Source organism: Arenimonas sp. GDDSR-1, assembly GCF_025980345.1.
Taxonomy (GTDB): domain Bacteria; phylum Pseudomonadota; class Gammaproteobacteria; order Xanthomonadales; family Xanthomonadaceae; genus Arenimonas.
In genome coordinates this window covers 45,324-60,291 of the sequence record NZ_JAPDUI010000003.1, presented here as the reverse complement: position 1 = coordinate 60,291, position 14,968 = coordinate 45,324, and the positions used below count along the sequence as shown (strand labels likewise).

Sequence of the window (14,968 nt, the reverse complement as noted above, 5' to 3'; positions counted from 1 at the left end):
AAGCCGGAATACAGCTTCTTCATGTCGTCCAGGCTGGCGATGGACACGCCGGAGTTGCCTATTTTGCCGTAGATGTCCGGGCGGATGGCCGGGTCTTCGCCGTACAGGGTCACCGAATCGAAGGCGGTCGACAGGCGGATGGCGGGCTGGCCGACCGACAGGTAATGGAAACGCCGGTTGGTGCGCTCGGGCGTGCCTTCACCGGCGAACATGCGGATCGGGTCTTCGCCGCTGCGGCGGTACGGATACACCCCGCCGGTGTACGGGTAATGGCCGGGCAGGTTTTCCTTGGACAGCCGGTGAATTTCGGCGCGGCGATTTTCGGAATTTTCTGCTGCGACAACGACTCGCGGTAGTTGTCGACGCGGATGACTTTGTCGCGCACGCGGTATTCGTTGAACGCGTCGGTCACCGATTTCATTTTCTGCGGCCACTCGCGCAGCAGGTGCACGGCTTCGGCCGACAGCGCTTTGACCGACTCTTGGTAACGCTGGCGCAGCAGACGCATCGAACCGTCCGACAGCGAATCGTTCAAATCGGCCGGCTCGTACAGAGCCAGTGCCGGTGGCAGCTTGCCATCGCCGATGGCCTGCAGGGCTTGCCAATAGGATTGCGCCAGATCGGCCTGCGCTGCCTGATGGGCAATCGAACGGTTAATGCCACGGCCCTGCTCGGCGATTTCCGACAGATAACGCGTGCGGTTGCCGGGAATCAGCACGGTGGCACGCGGTTCCTTCAACGCGGTGTCCACATTCGGCTGCCAATCGCACTGCGGGCTGACCGGATGGAGTTTGTCGTTGAGCAACCGGCACAGATTGCTGAACATCCAGCTCACGCCCGGATCGTTAAACTGCGAGGCGATGGTCGGATACACCGGCACATCCTCGTCTTTCATCTGGAACGCCACGCGGTTACGCTTCCACTGCTTGCGCACGTCGCGCAGGGCGTCTTCCGCGCCGCGGCGGTCGAATTTATTCAGCACCACCAGCTCGGCGTAATCGAGCATGTCGATTTTTTCCAGCTGGCTGGGCGCGCCGAAGTCGGAGGTCATCACATACACCGGGAAATCGACCAGATCGACAATCTCCGAATCGCTTTGTCCAATACCGGCGGTTTCCACGATGACGAGATCGAAGCCCTGACCTTTCAGGCAGGCGATGGCGTCTTTCAGCACGGCATTGGTAGCCATGTGCTGGCGGCGGGTCGCCATCGAGCGCATGAACAGATTCGGCGAGCGCAGGCTGTTCATGCGGATGCGGTCGCCCAGCAGGGCGCCGCCGCTGCGGCGGCGGGTCGGATCGACCGAAATCACCGCGATGCGCATTTCCGGGAAATGCTGCAGGAAGCGGTTCAGCAATTCGTCGGTGACCGAGCTCTTGCCGGCGCCGCCGGTGCCGGTGAGGCCGATTACTGGGGTTTTAGCACCCGCCAGTTGCCATTGTCGGCGCAGGTTCTGCAGTTCGGTTTCGCTGAAGCCTTCCTGCTCGATGGCAGTCAGCAGACGGCCGATGGCGTATTCATCGCCGGCGCCGTCGCTGCGCCCGGGCTTGGCATCACTGGCGCGCTGGGTGCGGGCCACCAGATCTTCGATCATGGCCACCAGGCCCATGCTCATGCCGTCGTTCGGGTGGTAGATGCGCTCCACCCCGTAGGCTTCCAGCTCGGCGATTTCATCGGGCGTGATGGTACCGCCGCCGCCGCCGAACACGCGGATGTGCGAAGCGCCGGCTTCGTTCAGGCGATCGATGATGTATTTGAAGTATTCGACATGGCCGCCTTGATAGCTGGACAGTGCGATGCCATCGGCGTCTTCCTGCAGGGCCGCGCGCACCACGTCGTCGACCGAGCGGTTGTGGCCCAGATGCACCACTTCCGCGCCCTGGGCTTGGATCAGCCGGCGCATGATGTTGATAGCGGCATCGTGGCCGTCGAACAGCGAGGCGGCGGTGACGAAACGCAGCGGGGCTTTATCCGTCATCGGCTGACGGGTGGGCGCGGGAGAAGTGGACGACATGGGACACCTACGGCACGGAATCGAACGATGACAATTGTACCGCGATAGGCAATAATTAAGCGACTTAACGGTAAAATCGCCTGATGAACTCAAATCTCCAGCAAGAGCAATTGGCGCAGGCAAAACAGCTGCTGAGCACGAACCAGATTGCCGAGGCCAAGAGCCTGCTGCAAGTATTAGCAAACCAAGGCAATTCGATCGCGCATTTTGAATTAGCCAATATTTTGTTAATACAAAATACGGATCATTCCACACCCGATGCTACGCCTGCCAATCAAGGCAAAAATGCCTTGCCGGTGAAGGCCACCGAGAAGCGGCAGTTTTTCGAAAATCCTCCCGATGAGGATATTCAGCGCGGCATGCATCATCTGCGTCAGGCCGAGCAACTCGGCTATCCGCCGGCGGTCTACCGGCTGGCGTACACCAGTTTGACTGAAACGGCCGAAGCTCTGAATTGGAACACACTGGCTGAACGCATGGCCTTTTGTTGCCGTGCCGGACACCCGAACGCTTTATGCGACGCCGCGGTGTATTTCGGTCGCTATGGCAATCCGGAGCAGCAACGGGCGAGCACCGATATGCTCGAGCTGGCTGCACTGAACGGCAGTATCGTGGCCATGGCCCTGCTGGGTGAACGCCTTGCATCCGGGCGGCTCTGCAAGGCTGACCCTGCCCGGGCAAACAGCATTCTGGCACTGTCCCGGGACTGGAACATGCCGGTCCGGGAGCCCGATTTGCAGTACGGATTCACCGCCCCGGAGCCGAGCAGAGCCCCGGCCATCGGCACCCATACCGAATTCGATTTCAGTGATCTGCAGCAGGTCGAATACCTGACGGACGGGCAAATCCTGCACAGCGCCAATCAGCTGCTTGCCTTCAACAATGCCTTGAGCAGAGAAGAATGCCTCTACATCCAATGCCTTGGAGCGCCCAATCTGGAGCCCTCCATTGTTGTCGATGAAAACGGCAAAAGCCAGTTGAGTGCCGAACGCAGCAGCCATGACTTTTACTTCCTGCCCGAATTCGAGCAGGTTTATCTGAATCTCCTGCAGCGGAAAATGGCCCATGCCGCGAAGCTGCCACTGGCGAATTCCGAACAGCTGACCATGCTCCGCTACCTGCCCGGCCAGGAGTTCCGGTTGCATCGCGACAACCTGCCCCCGAACCATTTCATAGCCCTGGAAAACGGCGGTTCCGGCCAGCGCCTGCGTACGGTCATCGCATATCTGCAGGCCCCCGATTCCGGCGGTACAACCAACTTCCCGCTGCTTTCGCTGGAATTGAGGCCCGAACAGGGGCAAATCGTCTGTTTCGACAACCTGTTGTCCGACGGAAAACCCTGCGCCACCAGCCTGCATGCAGGCACTCCGGTAAAACAAGGCGTTAAGTGGATTTGCACATTGTGGATGCGTCAGGAAACCCACCGCGCGCTCTAGCCCCGCTCTGCATTTGACTTATAATACGCCGCGCCTTGGGCGTTTTGATTTTTCCCGGAAGCGGAGCTCGCCATGATTTTCGAAAGCATCAGCAAAACCGAACACGAGGAAGTCGTGTTCTGCCACAACAAGGATGCCGGCCTGAAGGCCATCATCGCCATCCACAACACCGTACTCGGCCCGGCACTGGGCGGCACCCGCATGTGGAACTACGCCAGCGAACAGGACGCCCTGAACGACGTGCTGCGCCTGAGCCGCGGTATGACCTACAAGGCGGCGGTGTCCGGCCTGAATCTGGGCGGCGGCAAGGCGGTGATCTGGGGCGATCCGGGCAAGGATAAATCCGAGGCGCTGTTCCGCGCCTTCGGCCGCTTCGTCAATTCGCTGAACGGCCGCTACATCACCGCCGAAGACGTCGGCATCGACGTCAACGACATGGAATACGTGTACCGCGAAACCGAATTCGTCACCGGCGTGCATCAGGTGCACGGCGGTTCTGGCGATCCCTCGCCGTTCACCGCGTTCGGCACCCTGCAGGGCCTGATGTCGGCACTGCAGGTCAAATTCGGCAACGAGGACGTGGGCAAGTACAGCTACGCCGTACAGGGCGTCGGCCATGTCGGCATGGAATTCGTCAAGTTGCTGCACGAACGCGGCGCCAAGATCTTCGTCACCGACATCAACAAAGACGCCGTGCAACGCGCGGTTGACGATTACGGCTGCGAAGCGGTATCCCTCGACGAGATTTACGACGTGGACGCCGAAGTGTATTCGCCGACCGCACTCGGCGGCACGGTCAATGAAGCGACCCTGCAGCGCCTGAAATGCAAAATCATCTGCGGCGCGGCCAACAACCAGCTGGCCAGCAACGAGATCGGCGATGAAGTGCAGCGCCGCGGCATCCTTTACGCGCCGGATTACGCCGTCAACGCCGGCGGTCTGATGAACGTGTCGCTGGAAATCGACGGCTACAACCGCGAGCGCGCCATGCGCATGCTGCGTACCATTTATTTCAACCTCGGCCGCATCTTCGAAATCAGCGCCCGCGACGGCATTCCGACCTACATGGCGGCCGACCGCATGGCCGAAGAGCGCATCACCGCCATCGGCAAGCTGCGGCTGCCGCATCTGGGCCAGCACGCGCCGCGCTTCCACGGCCGCCGCGCCGGTTGATGGCATGGCACTGACCGGACTCGGCGAGGATCTGGACGCCCTGCGCGACAGCGTACGGCGTTTCGCGGAAACCGAAATCGCGCCGCGGGCGGCGCAGATCGACCGCGATAACCAGTTTCCGTCCGATCTCTGGCGCAAGATGGGCGACATGGGTCTGCTCGGCATCACCGTTGCCGAGGAATTCGGCGGCTCCGGCATGGACTACCTTGCGCATCTGGTGGCCATGGAGGAAATTTCCCGGGCATCGGGTTCGGTCGGCCTGAGTTACGGCGCGCATTCCAATCTGTGCGTGCAGAACCTGCATCTGAATGGCACGCAAGCCCAGCGGACGAAATACCTGCCGAAACTGTGCAGTGGCGAATGGGTGGGTGCCTTGGCCATGAGCGAACCGGGCGCCGGTTCGGATGTGGTCGGCGGCATGGCCTGCCATGCCGAGCTGCAAGACGGCGTCTGGACCGCGAACGGCAGCAAGATGTGGATCACCAACGGTCCCGATGCCGATGTGCTGATCGTGTACATGCGCACCGCCGGCAAAGACGCCGGCAGCCGCTGCATGACCGCCTTTCTGGTCGAGAAAGGCATGCCCGGCTTCAGCACCGCGCAGAAACTCGACAAACTCGGCATGCGCGGCTCCAACACCTGCGAACTGGTGTTCGAAAACTGCAGAATTCCGGCCGAAAACGTCCTCGGCACCGTGCACGAGGGCGTCAAGGTGCTGATGAGCGGCCTGAACACCGAACGTCTGGTGCTTTCCGGCGGCCCGATCGGCCTGATGCAGGCCGCGCTCGACCTGACTCTGCCCTATGTACGCGAGCGTCGCCAGTTCGATGCCGCCATCGGCAGCTTCGGCATCATGCAGGCCAAAATCGCCGACATGTACACCGCGCTGCAGTCCTCGCGCGCCTTCGCCTATGCCGTGGCCCGCGCCTATGACGCCGGTGAACGCTCGCGCGTGGATGCCGCCGCCTGCCTGCTGCATGCCAGTGAGGCGGCGGTCCAGGTCGCGCTGGAGTGCATCCAATCGCTTGGCGGCAACGGCTACATCAACGACTACGACGCCGGCCGCATCCTGCGCGATGCAAAGCTGTATGCCATCGGCGCCGGCACCAACGAAATCCGCCGCATGCTGATCGGACGCGAACTGTTCGACGGCCGGCAATAACCCCGGAAAAGGAAACAACATGAGCTCGATCGTCATTCTCGGCGCCAAACGTACCGCACTTGGTGCCCTGCTCGGCCAATTCACCGGCGTGCCCAGCCCGCAACTGGGCGCCACCGCCATCAAGGCTGCCCTGGATCAGGCCGGCGTCAGCGGCGATGATGTCGATGAAGTGCTGATGGGCTGTGTGCTTCCGGCCGGCCTGGGCCAGGCGCCGGCACGTCAGGCCGCCATCGCGGCCGGTGTCGCCATGAAGGCCGGCGCCACCACGCTCAACAAGGTCTGCGGTTCCGGCATGAAGGCCGTCATGTTCGGCCATGACCTGATCAAAGCCGGTTCAGCGGACGTGGTCGTTGCCGGCGGCATGGAATCCATGACCAATGCCCCGCACCTGCTGATGGGTTCGCGCACCGGCATCCGCTACGGCAGCGCCGAAATGCTCGACCACATGGCCTGGGACGGCCTGACCAACCCATACGACAAACAGTCCATGGGCGTTTTCGGCGAACTGTGCGTGGCCAAATACGGGTTTACCCGCGAGCAGCAGGACGCGTTTGCCGCCGAATCGGTGCGCCGTGCCCTGAACGCCCAGCAAAGCGGCGCTTTCGATGCCGAAGTCGCGCCGGTGACGGTGATGGGCCGTAAAGGCGAAGTACAGATCGCCAGTGACGAACAGCCCGGTAAATGCAACATCGACAAAATTCCGACCCTGCGCGCCGCATTCAAGAAAGACGGCACCATTACCGCGGCCAGCTCGTCCAGCATCAATGACGGTGCCGCCGCATTGGTTCTGAGCTCGGAAAGCTACGCCGCTGCCCACGGTCTGAAACCGATTGCTCGCATCGTGGCCCAGGCTTCGTTTGCCCAAGCTCCGGAGTGGTTCACTACCGCACCGGTCGGCGCGATCCAGTCCGTTTTGGCGAAAGCCGGATGGAGTGCCACCGAGGTTGATCTGTTCGAAATCAACGAAGCCTTCGCCACCGTGGCGATGGCCCCGATCCACGAACTGGGGCTGTCCCACGACAAAGTGAACGTCAATGGCGGGGCTTGCGCACTTGGCCATCCGATCGGGGCTTCCGGGGCCCGGATTCTGGTCACCCTGATTTATGCGCTGCAAGCCCGGGGCCTGCGCAAAGGCGTTGCAAGCCTTTGTATTGGCGGGGGCGAGGCCACGGCCATGGCCATCGAACTGGCTTAACTGAACATTTATTTTACTTTTTACTCACAAATACTTGACTATTTCAGAAATACTGGCATGATTAGTTCTACGTGCGTGATAACGCACGTTTTTTTAATCAAATTCAATATTGAAACTTTGAGGAAATACCCATGTCCCTGAACAAAACCATCATCGCTCTGGCTTTCGCACTGGCCCTGACCGCCTGCTCGAAGCAAGAAGAAGCCACCGAAGCCGCTGCTGACGCCACCGCCGAAGCCGCTGCCGCCACCGAAGCTGCTGCTGACGCCACCGCCGCTGCTGCTGACGCTGCCGCCCCGGCCGTTGACGCTGCTGCCGACGCTACCGCCGCTGCCGCTGACGCCACCGCTGCTGCCGCTGACGCCACCGCTGCTGCTGCCGACGCTGCCGCTCCGGCCGCCGACGCTGCCGCTCCGGCCGCTGAAGAAGCCAAGAAGTAATAATCGCTCTGCGATTGTTGGAAAAACCGCCGGCAACGGCGGTTTTTTTTTGGGTAAACTAGACGGAAACGGGCGCGAAAACATTCCATGCCGAAACTGACCAGCACCATCGATACCGGCTCCGAGGAGTTCGCCGCCAATCGCGCCGCCATGCTGGAGCAACGCGACGCGCTGAATGCCCGACTGGCCGCGGTGGCTCTGGGCGGCGGCGAGGCCGCCTGCGCCAAACACACGGCACGCGGCAAACTGCTGCCACGCGAACGCATCGATGCCCTGCTCGACCCGGGCAGTGCCTTCCTCGAACTCTCGGCTTTGGCCGCCGACGGCCAATACGACGATCAAGCGCCTGCGGCCGGCATCATCACCGGCATCGGGCGCGTGCATGGCCTGGAAGTGGTGGTGGTGGCCAACGACGCCACGGTCAAAGGCGGCACCTACTTCCCGATGACGGTCAAGAAACACCTGCGGGCGCAGGAGATCGCCTTGGAAAACCACCTGCCCTGCATCTATCTGGTCGATTCCGGCGGTGCGTTTCTGCCCTTGCAGGATGAAGTATTCCCGGACCGGGAACACTTCGGCCGTATTTTCTACAATCAGGCGCGCATGAGCGCCCGCAACATCCCGCAGATCGCGGTGGTGATGGGTTCCTGCACCGCCGGCGGCGCCTATGTGCCGGCCATGTGCGATGAAAGCATCATTGTCCGCGGCCAGGGCACCATCTTCCTTGGCGGCCCGCCGCTGGTGAAGGCCGCCACCGGGGAAATCGTCGATGCCGAAAGTCTGGGCGGTGCCGAGGTGCACACCGGTATTTCCGGCGTGGCCGACCATCTGGCCGAAAACGACGAGCATGCCCTGGCGATTGCCCGGAACATCGTCGCCAATTTCAACCGCGATAAACCCGGAACCGTGGCCCTCAAAGCTCCGGCCGAACCGGCCTATCCGGCCGAGCAGCTGTACGGCATCGTACCGAAGGATGCACGGCGTCCGTTCGATGTCCGTGAAATCATCGCCCGCCTGGTCGACGGCTCCGAATTCCAGGAGTTCAAGGCCCGTTACGGCAAGACGCTGGTCACCGGATTCGCCCATCTGCATGGCTTTCCGGTCGGCATCGTCGCCAACAACGGTATCCTGTTCCCGGAAAGCGCACTGAAGGGCGCGCATTTCATCGAGTTATGCAACCAGCGCAACATTCCGCTGGTATTCCTGCAGAACATCACCGGCTTCATGGTCGGCCGCAAATACGAGCAGGCCGGCATCGCCAAGGACGGCGCCAAGATGGTCACCGCCGTGGCCTGTTCGCACGTGCCGAAATTCACCGTGCTGATCGGCGGCAGTTTCGGCGCCGGCAATTACGCCATGTGCGGCCGCGCCTATGGCGCGCGCTTCCTGTGGTCGTGGCCGAATGCGCGGATATCGGTGATGGGCGGCGAGCAGGCGGCTTCGGTGCTGGCCACGGTCAAACGCGATGGCATCGAGGCCAAAGGCGGCGACTGGAGCCCGGAACAGGAAGCCGAATTCAAGCAGCCGATCCGCGAACAATACGAACGCCAGGGGCATCCGTTTTATGCCAGCAGCCGGCTCTGGGATGACGGCGTGATTGATCCGGCCGACACCCGACGTGTTCTGGCCCTGGCTCTCTCGGCGTCGCTCAACGCGCCGATCGAACGCGGGCCGGCAGCCGTCTATCGGATGTAGAATAAACGGATGGGGGCGCAACTTCAGGATTTGGATATCACAACGCTTCTGGTCGTGCACCAGATGTTGGCGTTGATTTCAACGGTCGTGATTCTGGCCGGTGCCATCCATGCCAAGGGCCGTTTCGGTCTGTGGTTCTGGTTCGGCAGCTTCGCGGCGACGGCCGGTTTCCAGCTGCTGCGGGATTATGGCCCGACCAGTGAAACACCATCTACTGCCGCACTGATGGGCCAGTACGGCGTGCTGTTGAACGCCGCTTTCATCCTGCTGGCGGTCAAATCCTATCTCGGTCGGCCACTGCACTGGCGTCTAATTGGCGCCGTGACCAGCCTGACCGCCGCCATGCTCTGGATTCTGAGCCGGTCTGTGCCGGAGTATGCACTCCCGCTGGCCCTCACACTGGCGGTGGCCGCCGGTTTGACTGCGGTGGCGTTGTCGGATCTGTTGCATGCCTACCGCCGTGAACGCGGCTTTGCGCTTGGTTTCGGTACCTTTCTGATTGCGCTGCTGCTGGGGCGGCTGCTGCTGCGCGGAATGATTGCGATTTTTCCGACCGGCGATGGGCCGGTATTGGCCGTCAATTCGACCGCATTGCTGGTTTTCATCGCCGCGCTGGTGATGCAGGGCTTCGCCATTTTGCTGCTGATCAACGATGACCTGCAGAAGAAAATGATGGCCTTGGCCGAATTCGACGAGCTGACCGGCCTGCTCAACCGGCGCGGCATGGCCAACCGCTTCAAACGCCTGCACCAGCGCGCGCTGCGGGATGGGACGCCCGAGATCAATCTGGCCGTGATCGACATCGACCATTTCAAAACCATCAACGACCGGTTCGGACATGCCGTCGGCGATCAGGTGCTGACCGAAATGGCGCGGCGTCTGGAGAGCCTGGTGCGGCCGCATGATCTCTGCGTGCGGCTGGGCGGCGAGGAATTCGCGATGTTCTGGAACGGCGCGCCGGCAGACATGGCAGCGGCCATGGCCGAACGCATCCGGCTGGCCATCGGCATCCGACCGTTCGAGACCCGTGAGGGACTGTTGCGCTGTACGGTCAGCATCGGCCTTTCACGCATGCGCCCCGATGAAAATCTCGAAGACTTCCTCGACCGTGCCGATCAGGCGCTCTATGTGGCCAAACAGGGCGGCCGCAACAAGGTGGTCGCGCTCGCCGGCTGAATCTCAGGCGCAGCTCCGGCAGGAGGTGCAATGGCTGCTGCAGCCCTGCGGAATGACCACCGCCGGCCTGAGCGCGCGACCCAGCCGGCGGCACCACGCCGGCGTACGCTGTTCGAAAAAGTAACTCAGACGCGCCTGCGCCTGCCAGAGCGAATCCGGAAGATATTTACGCAACAGCCGCCAGCAGCACCAGATCACCAGCGCATACACCAGAAGCCATTGCCACACGCCGCTCATGCCAGTGCCGCCGCCGTCTGGTAGACCAGAAAGGAAAACAGATAGGCCAGGCCGAACAGGTAGAACACGGCGTAGCCGGTGTATTTCCAGGAATTGGTTTCACGTTTGATGGTGGCGATGGTGGAAATGCATTGCGGGGCGAACACATACCAGGTCAGCACCGAGAGCGCGGTGGCCAGGCTCCACTGCGCGGCCAGAATGCCGCCCAGCTGACTGATGCCGGCCTCATCGCCGGACAGCGCATACACCGTCGCCAGGCCCGAAACCGCCACCTCCCGCGCGGCCATGCCGGGAATGAGAGCCAGTACGATCTGCCAGTTGAAACCGATGGGGGCGAACAACGGTGCCAGGGCATGCCCGATGCGGCCGGCGAAACTGTAATCGATGGCCGGTCCGGTGAATCCCTCCGGCGGGGCCGGAAAACTGGACAGGAACCAAAGCAGCACGGTCAGGCTCAGAATGATGCCGCCGACGCGACGCAGGAAGATGCGCATGCGGTCCCAGAGGCCGATGGCCAGATCGCGTAAATTCGGCATCCGGTACGACGGCAGTTCCAGCAGCAGCGCATGCTCGGATTTCCGGCGATTGAGCATTTTCATCACCCAGGCCACCGCAAATACGCTGACGATGCCGAACAGATACAGCCCGAACAGCACCAGCCCCTGCAGATTGAACAGTCCGGCGACCTTGGTTTCCGGAATGAAGGCGCCGATAAGCAGCGTGTAGACCGGCAGCCGCGCAGAGCAGGTGGTCAATGGCGCCACCATGATGGTGGCCAGGCGGTCGCGCGGATCCTGGATCGACCGCGTGGCCATGATGCCGGGAATGGCACAGGCATAACTGGACAGCAGGGGAATGAACGAGCGTCCCGTCAGTCCGCACAGGAACATGAAGCGGTCGAGCAGGAATGCCGCACGCGGCAGATAACCGGTTTCTTCCAGCGCCAGGATGAAGGCGAACAGGATCAGGATCTGCGGCAGGAACTCCAGCACGGTGCCCAGGCCGGCCAGCAGGCCATCCTGTAGCAGGCTCAACAGTATGCCCTGCGGCAGCAGCGTTCCGGCAAAACCGGAAAGCCAGGCCACCGAGGCCGAAATGCCGTCCTGGAATGGCGCCGCCCAGGCATATACGGCCTGGAACATGAAAAACAGCAGGCTGAACAGCACCACGGGGCCTAACACCGGGTGCAACAGCCAGCGGTCAAGCCGGTCATCGGTCTGCGAGGTCGCGCGCGGCATGCTGACGCAATCGCCCAGGATGCGCCGGACCTGCTGGTGCATGTCGTCCCGGGCTCCGGCGTTCCATTCCAGCGGCGGCAATGCGCTGACATCCTTCGCGAGCGCGGTTTTCAGGGCGTCGGCACCGCGCGAGGATACCGCGATGGTGGGAATCACCGGCACGCCAAGCGCAGCGGCCAGGGCCGGCACGTCAATGGTGATGCCGCGCTTTTGGGCGGCATCCATCATGTTCAGCGCAACCAGCATCGGCTTGCCCAGGGCTTTCAACTCCAGCACGAAACGCAGATGCAGGCGAAGATTGGTGGCATCGACGACACAGATCAGGAGATCGGGGTGGAAGCCGTACTTGGCACTGCCAAGGCAGATCTCACGGGTAATTTCCTCATCGGGACTGGTGGCCGTAAGGCTGTAAGCGCCGGGCAGATCGAGAATGCGCACCGGTCGGTCATCCACCACGAATTGGCCTTCCTTGCGCTCGACGGTCACGCCGGCGTAGTTGGCGACTTTCTGCCGGCTCCCGGTCAGAAGATTGAACAACGCGGTCTTGCCGCAGTTCGGGTTGCCGACCAAAGCCACATTCAGGGTTTTCATGCGTCCACCGAAACCCTGACCCGCGCGGCCTCGGAGGCCCGCAACGCGAAGCGTGTGAAGCCGATCTGCACCAACATCGGATCACCGCCGAACGGCGCCAGAGCCACGCAGCGCACAGCTTCACCCGGGACAAAGCCGAGGTCGAGCAAGCGCAGGGCGATGCCATCCGCGTCGCTGGAGGGCGTCACGGAAACCACACGGGCCTCTTTTCCGGCAGCCAATTGGCTCAAATCCATGCCAGTTTTCCAAATGGGAATTATTCTCATTATAGCGCTAAGTGGTGAAAATGCTGTTGATTTCAGTCAAACCGCTGACGCATTCAGGCGGTCTTCACAAGCCGGGATTCCGGGGGTACGCTGAAACCACCCGCCGCCCACTGAACGGATTGACCATGAACCCCGATCGCCGCCATTTCCTGCAGTCCGGTGCCGCACTGGCTGCCGGCCTATTCATCGCACCCGACGCCTTGAACGCCAAAAGCCGGAAAACCGTCCGGATCGGCCTGATCGGCGTCGGTCTGCGCGGCCAGAACCACCTGGAATTGGCCTTGGCCCGTGACGATGTCGCCGTCGTGGCCCTGTGCGATATCGACGCCGGGATGCTGCGTGACGGCAATGCCCTGGTGGCCGCATCGGGGAAGAACGCGCCTGAAATCTACACCGGGGATGTGCATGCCTACCGCAGGCTGCTGGAGCGGCGCGATCTGGATGCCGTCATCATCGCCACCCCCTGGGAATGGCATAAACCGATGATCATCGATGCCCTGGAGCGCGGCATCCGCTATGTCGGCACCGAAGTGGTGCTCGGCCTGACCCTGCAGGACCACTGGGATGTGGTCAATGCCGCCGAAAAACACGGGGCGCAGGTGATGATGCTGGAGAATGTGTGCTACCGGCGCGACGTGATCGCCGTGCTGAACATGGTCCGCCAAGGCCTGTTCGGCGACCTGCTGCATCTGCAGGGCGGTTACCAGCACGATCTGCGCGGCGTCAAATTCAACGACGGCAGAACACCCTACGACAGCGGTGTGGAATTCGGTGAAAAGGGCTATTCGGAGGCACGCTGGCGCACCCAGCACGCCATCGACCGCAACGGCGATCTGTACCCGACCCACGGCGTCGGTCCACTGGCGATGATGGCCGACATCAACCGCGGCAACCGCTTCACCCGGCTGAGTTCCTATGCCACGCGCGCCCAGGGGCTGCACGACTATGTGGTCGCCAAAGGCGGCAAAGACCATCCGAATGCGGCGGTACGTTTCAAACTGGGCGATGTGGTCACGACCCAGATCGCCTGCGCCAACGGCGAGACGGTGCTGCTGCAGCACGACACATCCCTGCCCCGCCCGTATTCGCTCGGCTTCCGCGTTCAGGGCAGCAAGGGCCTGTGGATGGACCTCAACCAGTCCCTGCATATCGAGGGCGTCAGCCCGCACCACAAATGGGAACCGGCCGCGCCCTGGCTGGAAAAATACGACCATCCGCTGTGGAAGAAATATGCCGCGGATGCCGAAGGCGCCGGCCACGGCGGCATGGACTTCTTTGTGCTGCATGCGTTCATCGAAAGCGCCAAGCGCGGCATTGCCACGCCGCAGGATGTATATGACGCCGCGGCCTGGAGCGCGATTACCCCGCTCAGCGAACAATCGATCGCCGAAGGCAACCGTGCTGTGGATTTTCCGGATTTCAGCAAAGGCGCCTGGCAGACACGGAAGAACACGTTTGCACGCACCGACGCGTTCTGACGGGTTTGCACCGCCACCGGTCCGGCGGGATATCCGTTATCATTTCCTTTTTGGAATTCCCAGACCATGTCCGATACCGTCCTGCTCGAACGCCGCGGCACGCTGGCGACCCTGACCCTGAATCGGCCGGCCAGCCATAATGCCTTCGATGCCGGTCTGATTTCCGATCTGGAGGAAGCGTTGGCGGAAGTGGAAGCCACCCGCGCCCGCTGTCTGGTGGTGACCGGTGCCGGCAGCACTTTTTCAGCCGGCGCCGATCTGAATTGGATGCGCGACATGGCGCAAGCGCCGGAAAACGAAAATTTCGAAGATGCCATGGCCCTGGCCCGCTGTCTGCGCCGGCTGGACAACCTGCCGATACCGGTTCTGGCGCGCGTCAATGGCTCGGCCTACGGCGGCGGCGTCGGTCTGCTGGCTTGCTGCGATATCGCCGTGGGTGTGGATACCGCCAAATTCACCCTCAGCGAGGTCAAACTCGGCCTGGTGCCGGCGGTCATCTCCCCGTATGTCATTGCCGCCATCGGCACGCGTCATGCACGCCGTTATTTCCTGTCGGCGGAAATCTTCGATGCCGCGCAGGCGCTACACATCGGCCTGTTGCATGAGGCGGTACCGGCGGCCCGGCTCGACGAGAGCATCGACCGCATCGTGCACTGGATCGGCAAAGCCGGACCGAAGGCGGTTGCGGCCGCCAAACAACTGATCCGTGAATTCAGCCCGGCAGGAACGCAACTGCAGATGGAGAATCAGGACAAAGCCAACGCCGAGCTGATTGCCCGTCTACGGGTCAGCACCGAAGGACAGGAGGGCCTGAGCGCTTTTCTGGAAAAACGGCCAAGCGGCTGGATCGAACAATGAAACCTCCGG

12 protein-coding genes and 1 pseudogene are annotated in these 14,968 nt (G+C 62.1%); 9 read left to right on the top strand and 4 right to left on the bottom strand.

The window, feature by feature from the left end; genetic code table 11:
* A pseudogene (locus tag Q0W88_RS01255) lies at positions 1–2,014 on the bottom strand (methylmalonyl-CoA mutase family protein); the annotation flags it as partial.
* 110 nt (positions 2,015–2,124) lie between these two features.
* Between Q0W88_RS01255 and Q0W88_RS01250 the strand changes: the two are divergent.
* The 7 genes from Q0W88_RS01250 to Q0W88_RS01220 all read left to right on the top strand — a co-directional run bounded on the left by Q0W88_RS01250 (position 2,125) and on the right by Q0W88_RS01220 (position 10,291).
* Positions 2,125–3,450, top strand: a complete 1,326-nt coding sequence (locus tag Q0W88_RS01250; protein WP_297799150.1) for a 2OG-Fe(II) oxygenase — start codon at positions 2,125–2,127, stop codon at positions 3,448–3,450.
* A 72-nt stretch (positions 3,451–3,522) separates the two neighbouring features.
* The gene (locus Q0W88_RS01245; protein ID WP_297799148.1) at positions 3,523–4,623 is read left to right on the top strand and encodes a Glu/Leu/Phe/Val dehydrogenase dimerization domain-containing protein; all 1,101 of its coding nucleotides are present in this window, start codon (positions 3,523–3,525) and stop codon (positions 4,621–4,623) included.
* Positions 4,624–4,627: 4 nt separating this feature from the next.
* A complete protein-coding gene (locus tag Q0W88_RS01240; protein WP_297799146.1) occupies positions 4,628–5,785 on the top strand; it encodes an isovaleryl-CoA dehydrogenase in 1,158 nt (385 codons plus the stop codon).
* Positions 5,786–5,804: 19 nt separating this feature from the next.
* The gene (locus Q0W88_RS01235) at positions 5,805–6,980 is read left to right on the top strand and encodes an acetyl-CoA C-acyltransferase (protein ID WP_297799143.1); all 1,176 of its coding nucleotides are present in this window, start codon (positions 5,805–5,807) and stop codon (positions 6,978–6,980) included.
* Between the two features lie 131 nt (positions 6,981–7,111).
* On the top strand, positions 7,112–7,420 hold the full coding sequence (locus Q0W88_RS01230) for a hypothetical protein (protein ID WP_297799141.1): 309 nt from the start codon (positions 7,112–7,114) through the stop codon (positions 7,418–7,420).
* Positions 7,421–7,507: 87 nt separating this feature from the next.
* Positions 7,508–9,115, top strand: a complete 1,608-nt coding sequence (locus Q0W88_RS01225) for a carboxyl transferase domain-containing protein (RefSeq protein WP_297799139.1) — start codon at positions 7,508–7,510, stop codon at positions 9,113–9,115.
* A gap of 9 nt (positions 9,116–9,124) precedes the next feature.
* Positions 9,125–10,291: a GGDEF domain-containing protein gene (locus Q0W88_RS01220; RefSeq protein ID WP_297799138.1), complete on the top strand. Its 1,167-nt coding sequence runs from the start codon at positions 9,125–9,127 to the stop codon at positions 10,289–10,291.
* 3 nt (positions 10,292–10,294) lie between these two features.
* Here the strand turns inward: Q0W88_RS01220 and Q0W88_RS01215 are convergent, their stop codons facing one another.
* Genes Q0W88_RS01215 through Q0W88_RS01205 form a run of 3 tightly spaced genes read right to left on the bottom strand, consistent with a single transcriptional unit; the run spans position 10,295 to position 12,593 of the window.
* Positions 10,295–10,528, bottom strand: coding sequence for a DUF6587 family protein (locus Q0W88_RS01215; protein ID WP_297799135.1), 234 nt, complete (start codon positions 10,526–10,528; stop codon positions 10,295–10,297).
* Positions 10,525–12,357, bottom strand: a complete 1,833-nt coding sequence (locus tag Q0W88_RS01210) for a ferrous iron transporter B (RefSeq protein ID WP_297799133.1) — start codon at positions 12,355–12,357, stop codon at positions 10,525–10,527. The genes Q0W88_RS01215 and Q0W88_RS01210 overlap by 4 nt, the downstream gene beginning before the upstream one ends.
* On the bottom strand, positions 12,354–12,593 hold the full coding sequence (locus Q0W88_RS01205) for a ferrous iron transport protein A (protein ID WP_297799130.1): 240 nt from the start codon (positions 12,591–12,593) through the stop codon (positions 12,354–12,356). Before Q0W88_RS01205 ends, Q0W88_RS01210 begins: the two co-directional genes overlap by 4 nt.
* A 155-nt stretch (positions 12,594–12,748) precedes the next feature.
* Between Q0W88_RS01205 and Q0W88_RS01200 the strand changes: the two genes are divergently transcribed.
* Complete coding sequence (locus Q0W88_RS01200) at positions 12,749–14,101, top strand: Gfo/Idh/MocA family oxidoreductase (RefSeq protein ID WP_297799128.1); 1,353 nt, start codon at positions 12,749–12,751, stop codon at positions 14,099–14,101.
* Positions 14,102–14,167: 66 nt separating this feature from the next.
* Complete coding sequence (locus Q0W88_RS01195) at positions 14,168–14,959, top strand: enoyl-CoA hydratase-related protein (protein WP_297799126.1); 792 nt, start codon at positions 14,168–14,170, stop codon at positions 14,957–14,959.
* Positions 14,960–14,968: the final 9 nt, after the last annotated feature.

Bases quoted from the DNA above. Each gene is read 5' to 3' on its own strand.
- Q0W88_RS01245 (WP_297799148.1), top strand. From the start codon at position 3,523: ATGATTTTCGAAAGCATCAGCAAAACCGAACACGAGGAAGTCGTGTTC.
- Q0W88_RS01240 (WP_297799146.1), top strand. From the start codon at position 4,628: ATGGCACTGACCGGACTCGGCGAGGATCTGGACGCCCTGCGCGACAGC.
- Q0W88_RS01235 (WP_297799143.1), top strand. From the start codon at position 5,805: ATGAGCTCGATCGTCATTCTCGGCGCCAAACGTACCGCACTTGGTGCC.
- Q0W88_RS01230 (WP_297799141.1), top strand. From the start codon at position 7,112: ATGTCCCTGAACAAAACCATCATCGCTCTGGCTTTCGCACTGGCCCTG.
- Q0W88_RS01225 (WP_297799139.1), top strand. From the start codon at position 7,508: ATGCCGAAACTGACCAGCACCATCGATACCGGCTCCGAGGAGTTCGCC.
- Q0W88_RS01220 (WP_297799138.1), top strand. From the start codon at position 9,125: ATGGGGGCGCAACTTCAGGATTTGGATATCACAACGCTTCTGGTCGTG.
- Q0W88_RS01215 (WP_297799135.1), bottom strand. From the start codon at position 10,528: ATGAGCGGCGTGTGGCAATGGCTTCTGGTGTATGCGCTGGTGATCTGG.
- Q0W88_RS01210 (WP_297799133.1), bottom strand. From the start codon at position 12,357: ATGAAAACCCTGAATGTGGCTTTGGTCGGCAACCCGAACTGCGGCAAG.
- Q0W88_RS01205 (WP_297799130.1), bottom strand. From the start codon at position 12,593: ATGGATTTGAGCCAATTGGCTGCCGGAAAAGAGGCCCGTGTGGTTTCC.
- Q0W88_RS01200 (WP_297799128.1), top strand. From the start codon at position 12,749: ATGAACCCCGATCGCCGCCATTTCCTGCAGTCCGGTGCCGCACTGGCT.
- Q0W88_RS01195 (WP_297799126.1), top strand. From the start codon at position 14,168: ATGTCCGATACCGTCCTGCTCGAACGCCGCGGCACGCTGGCGACCCTG.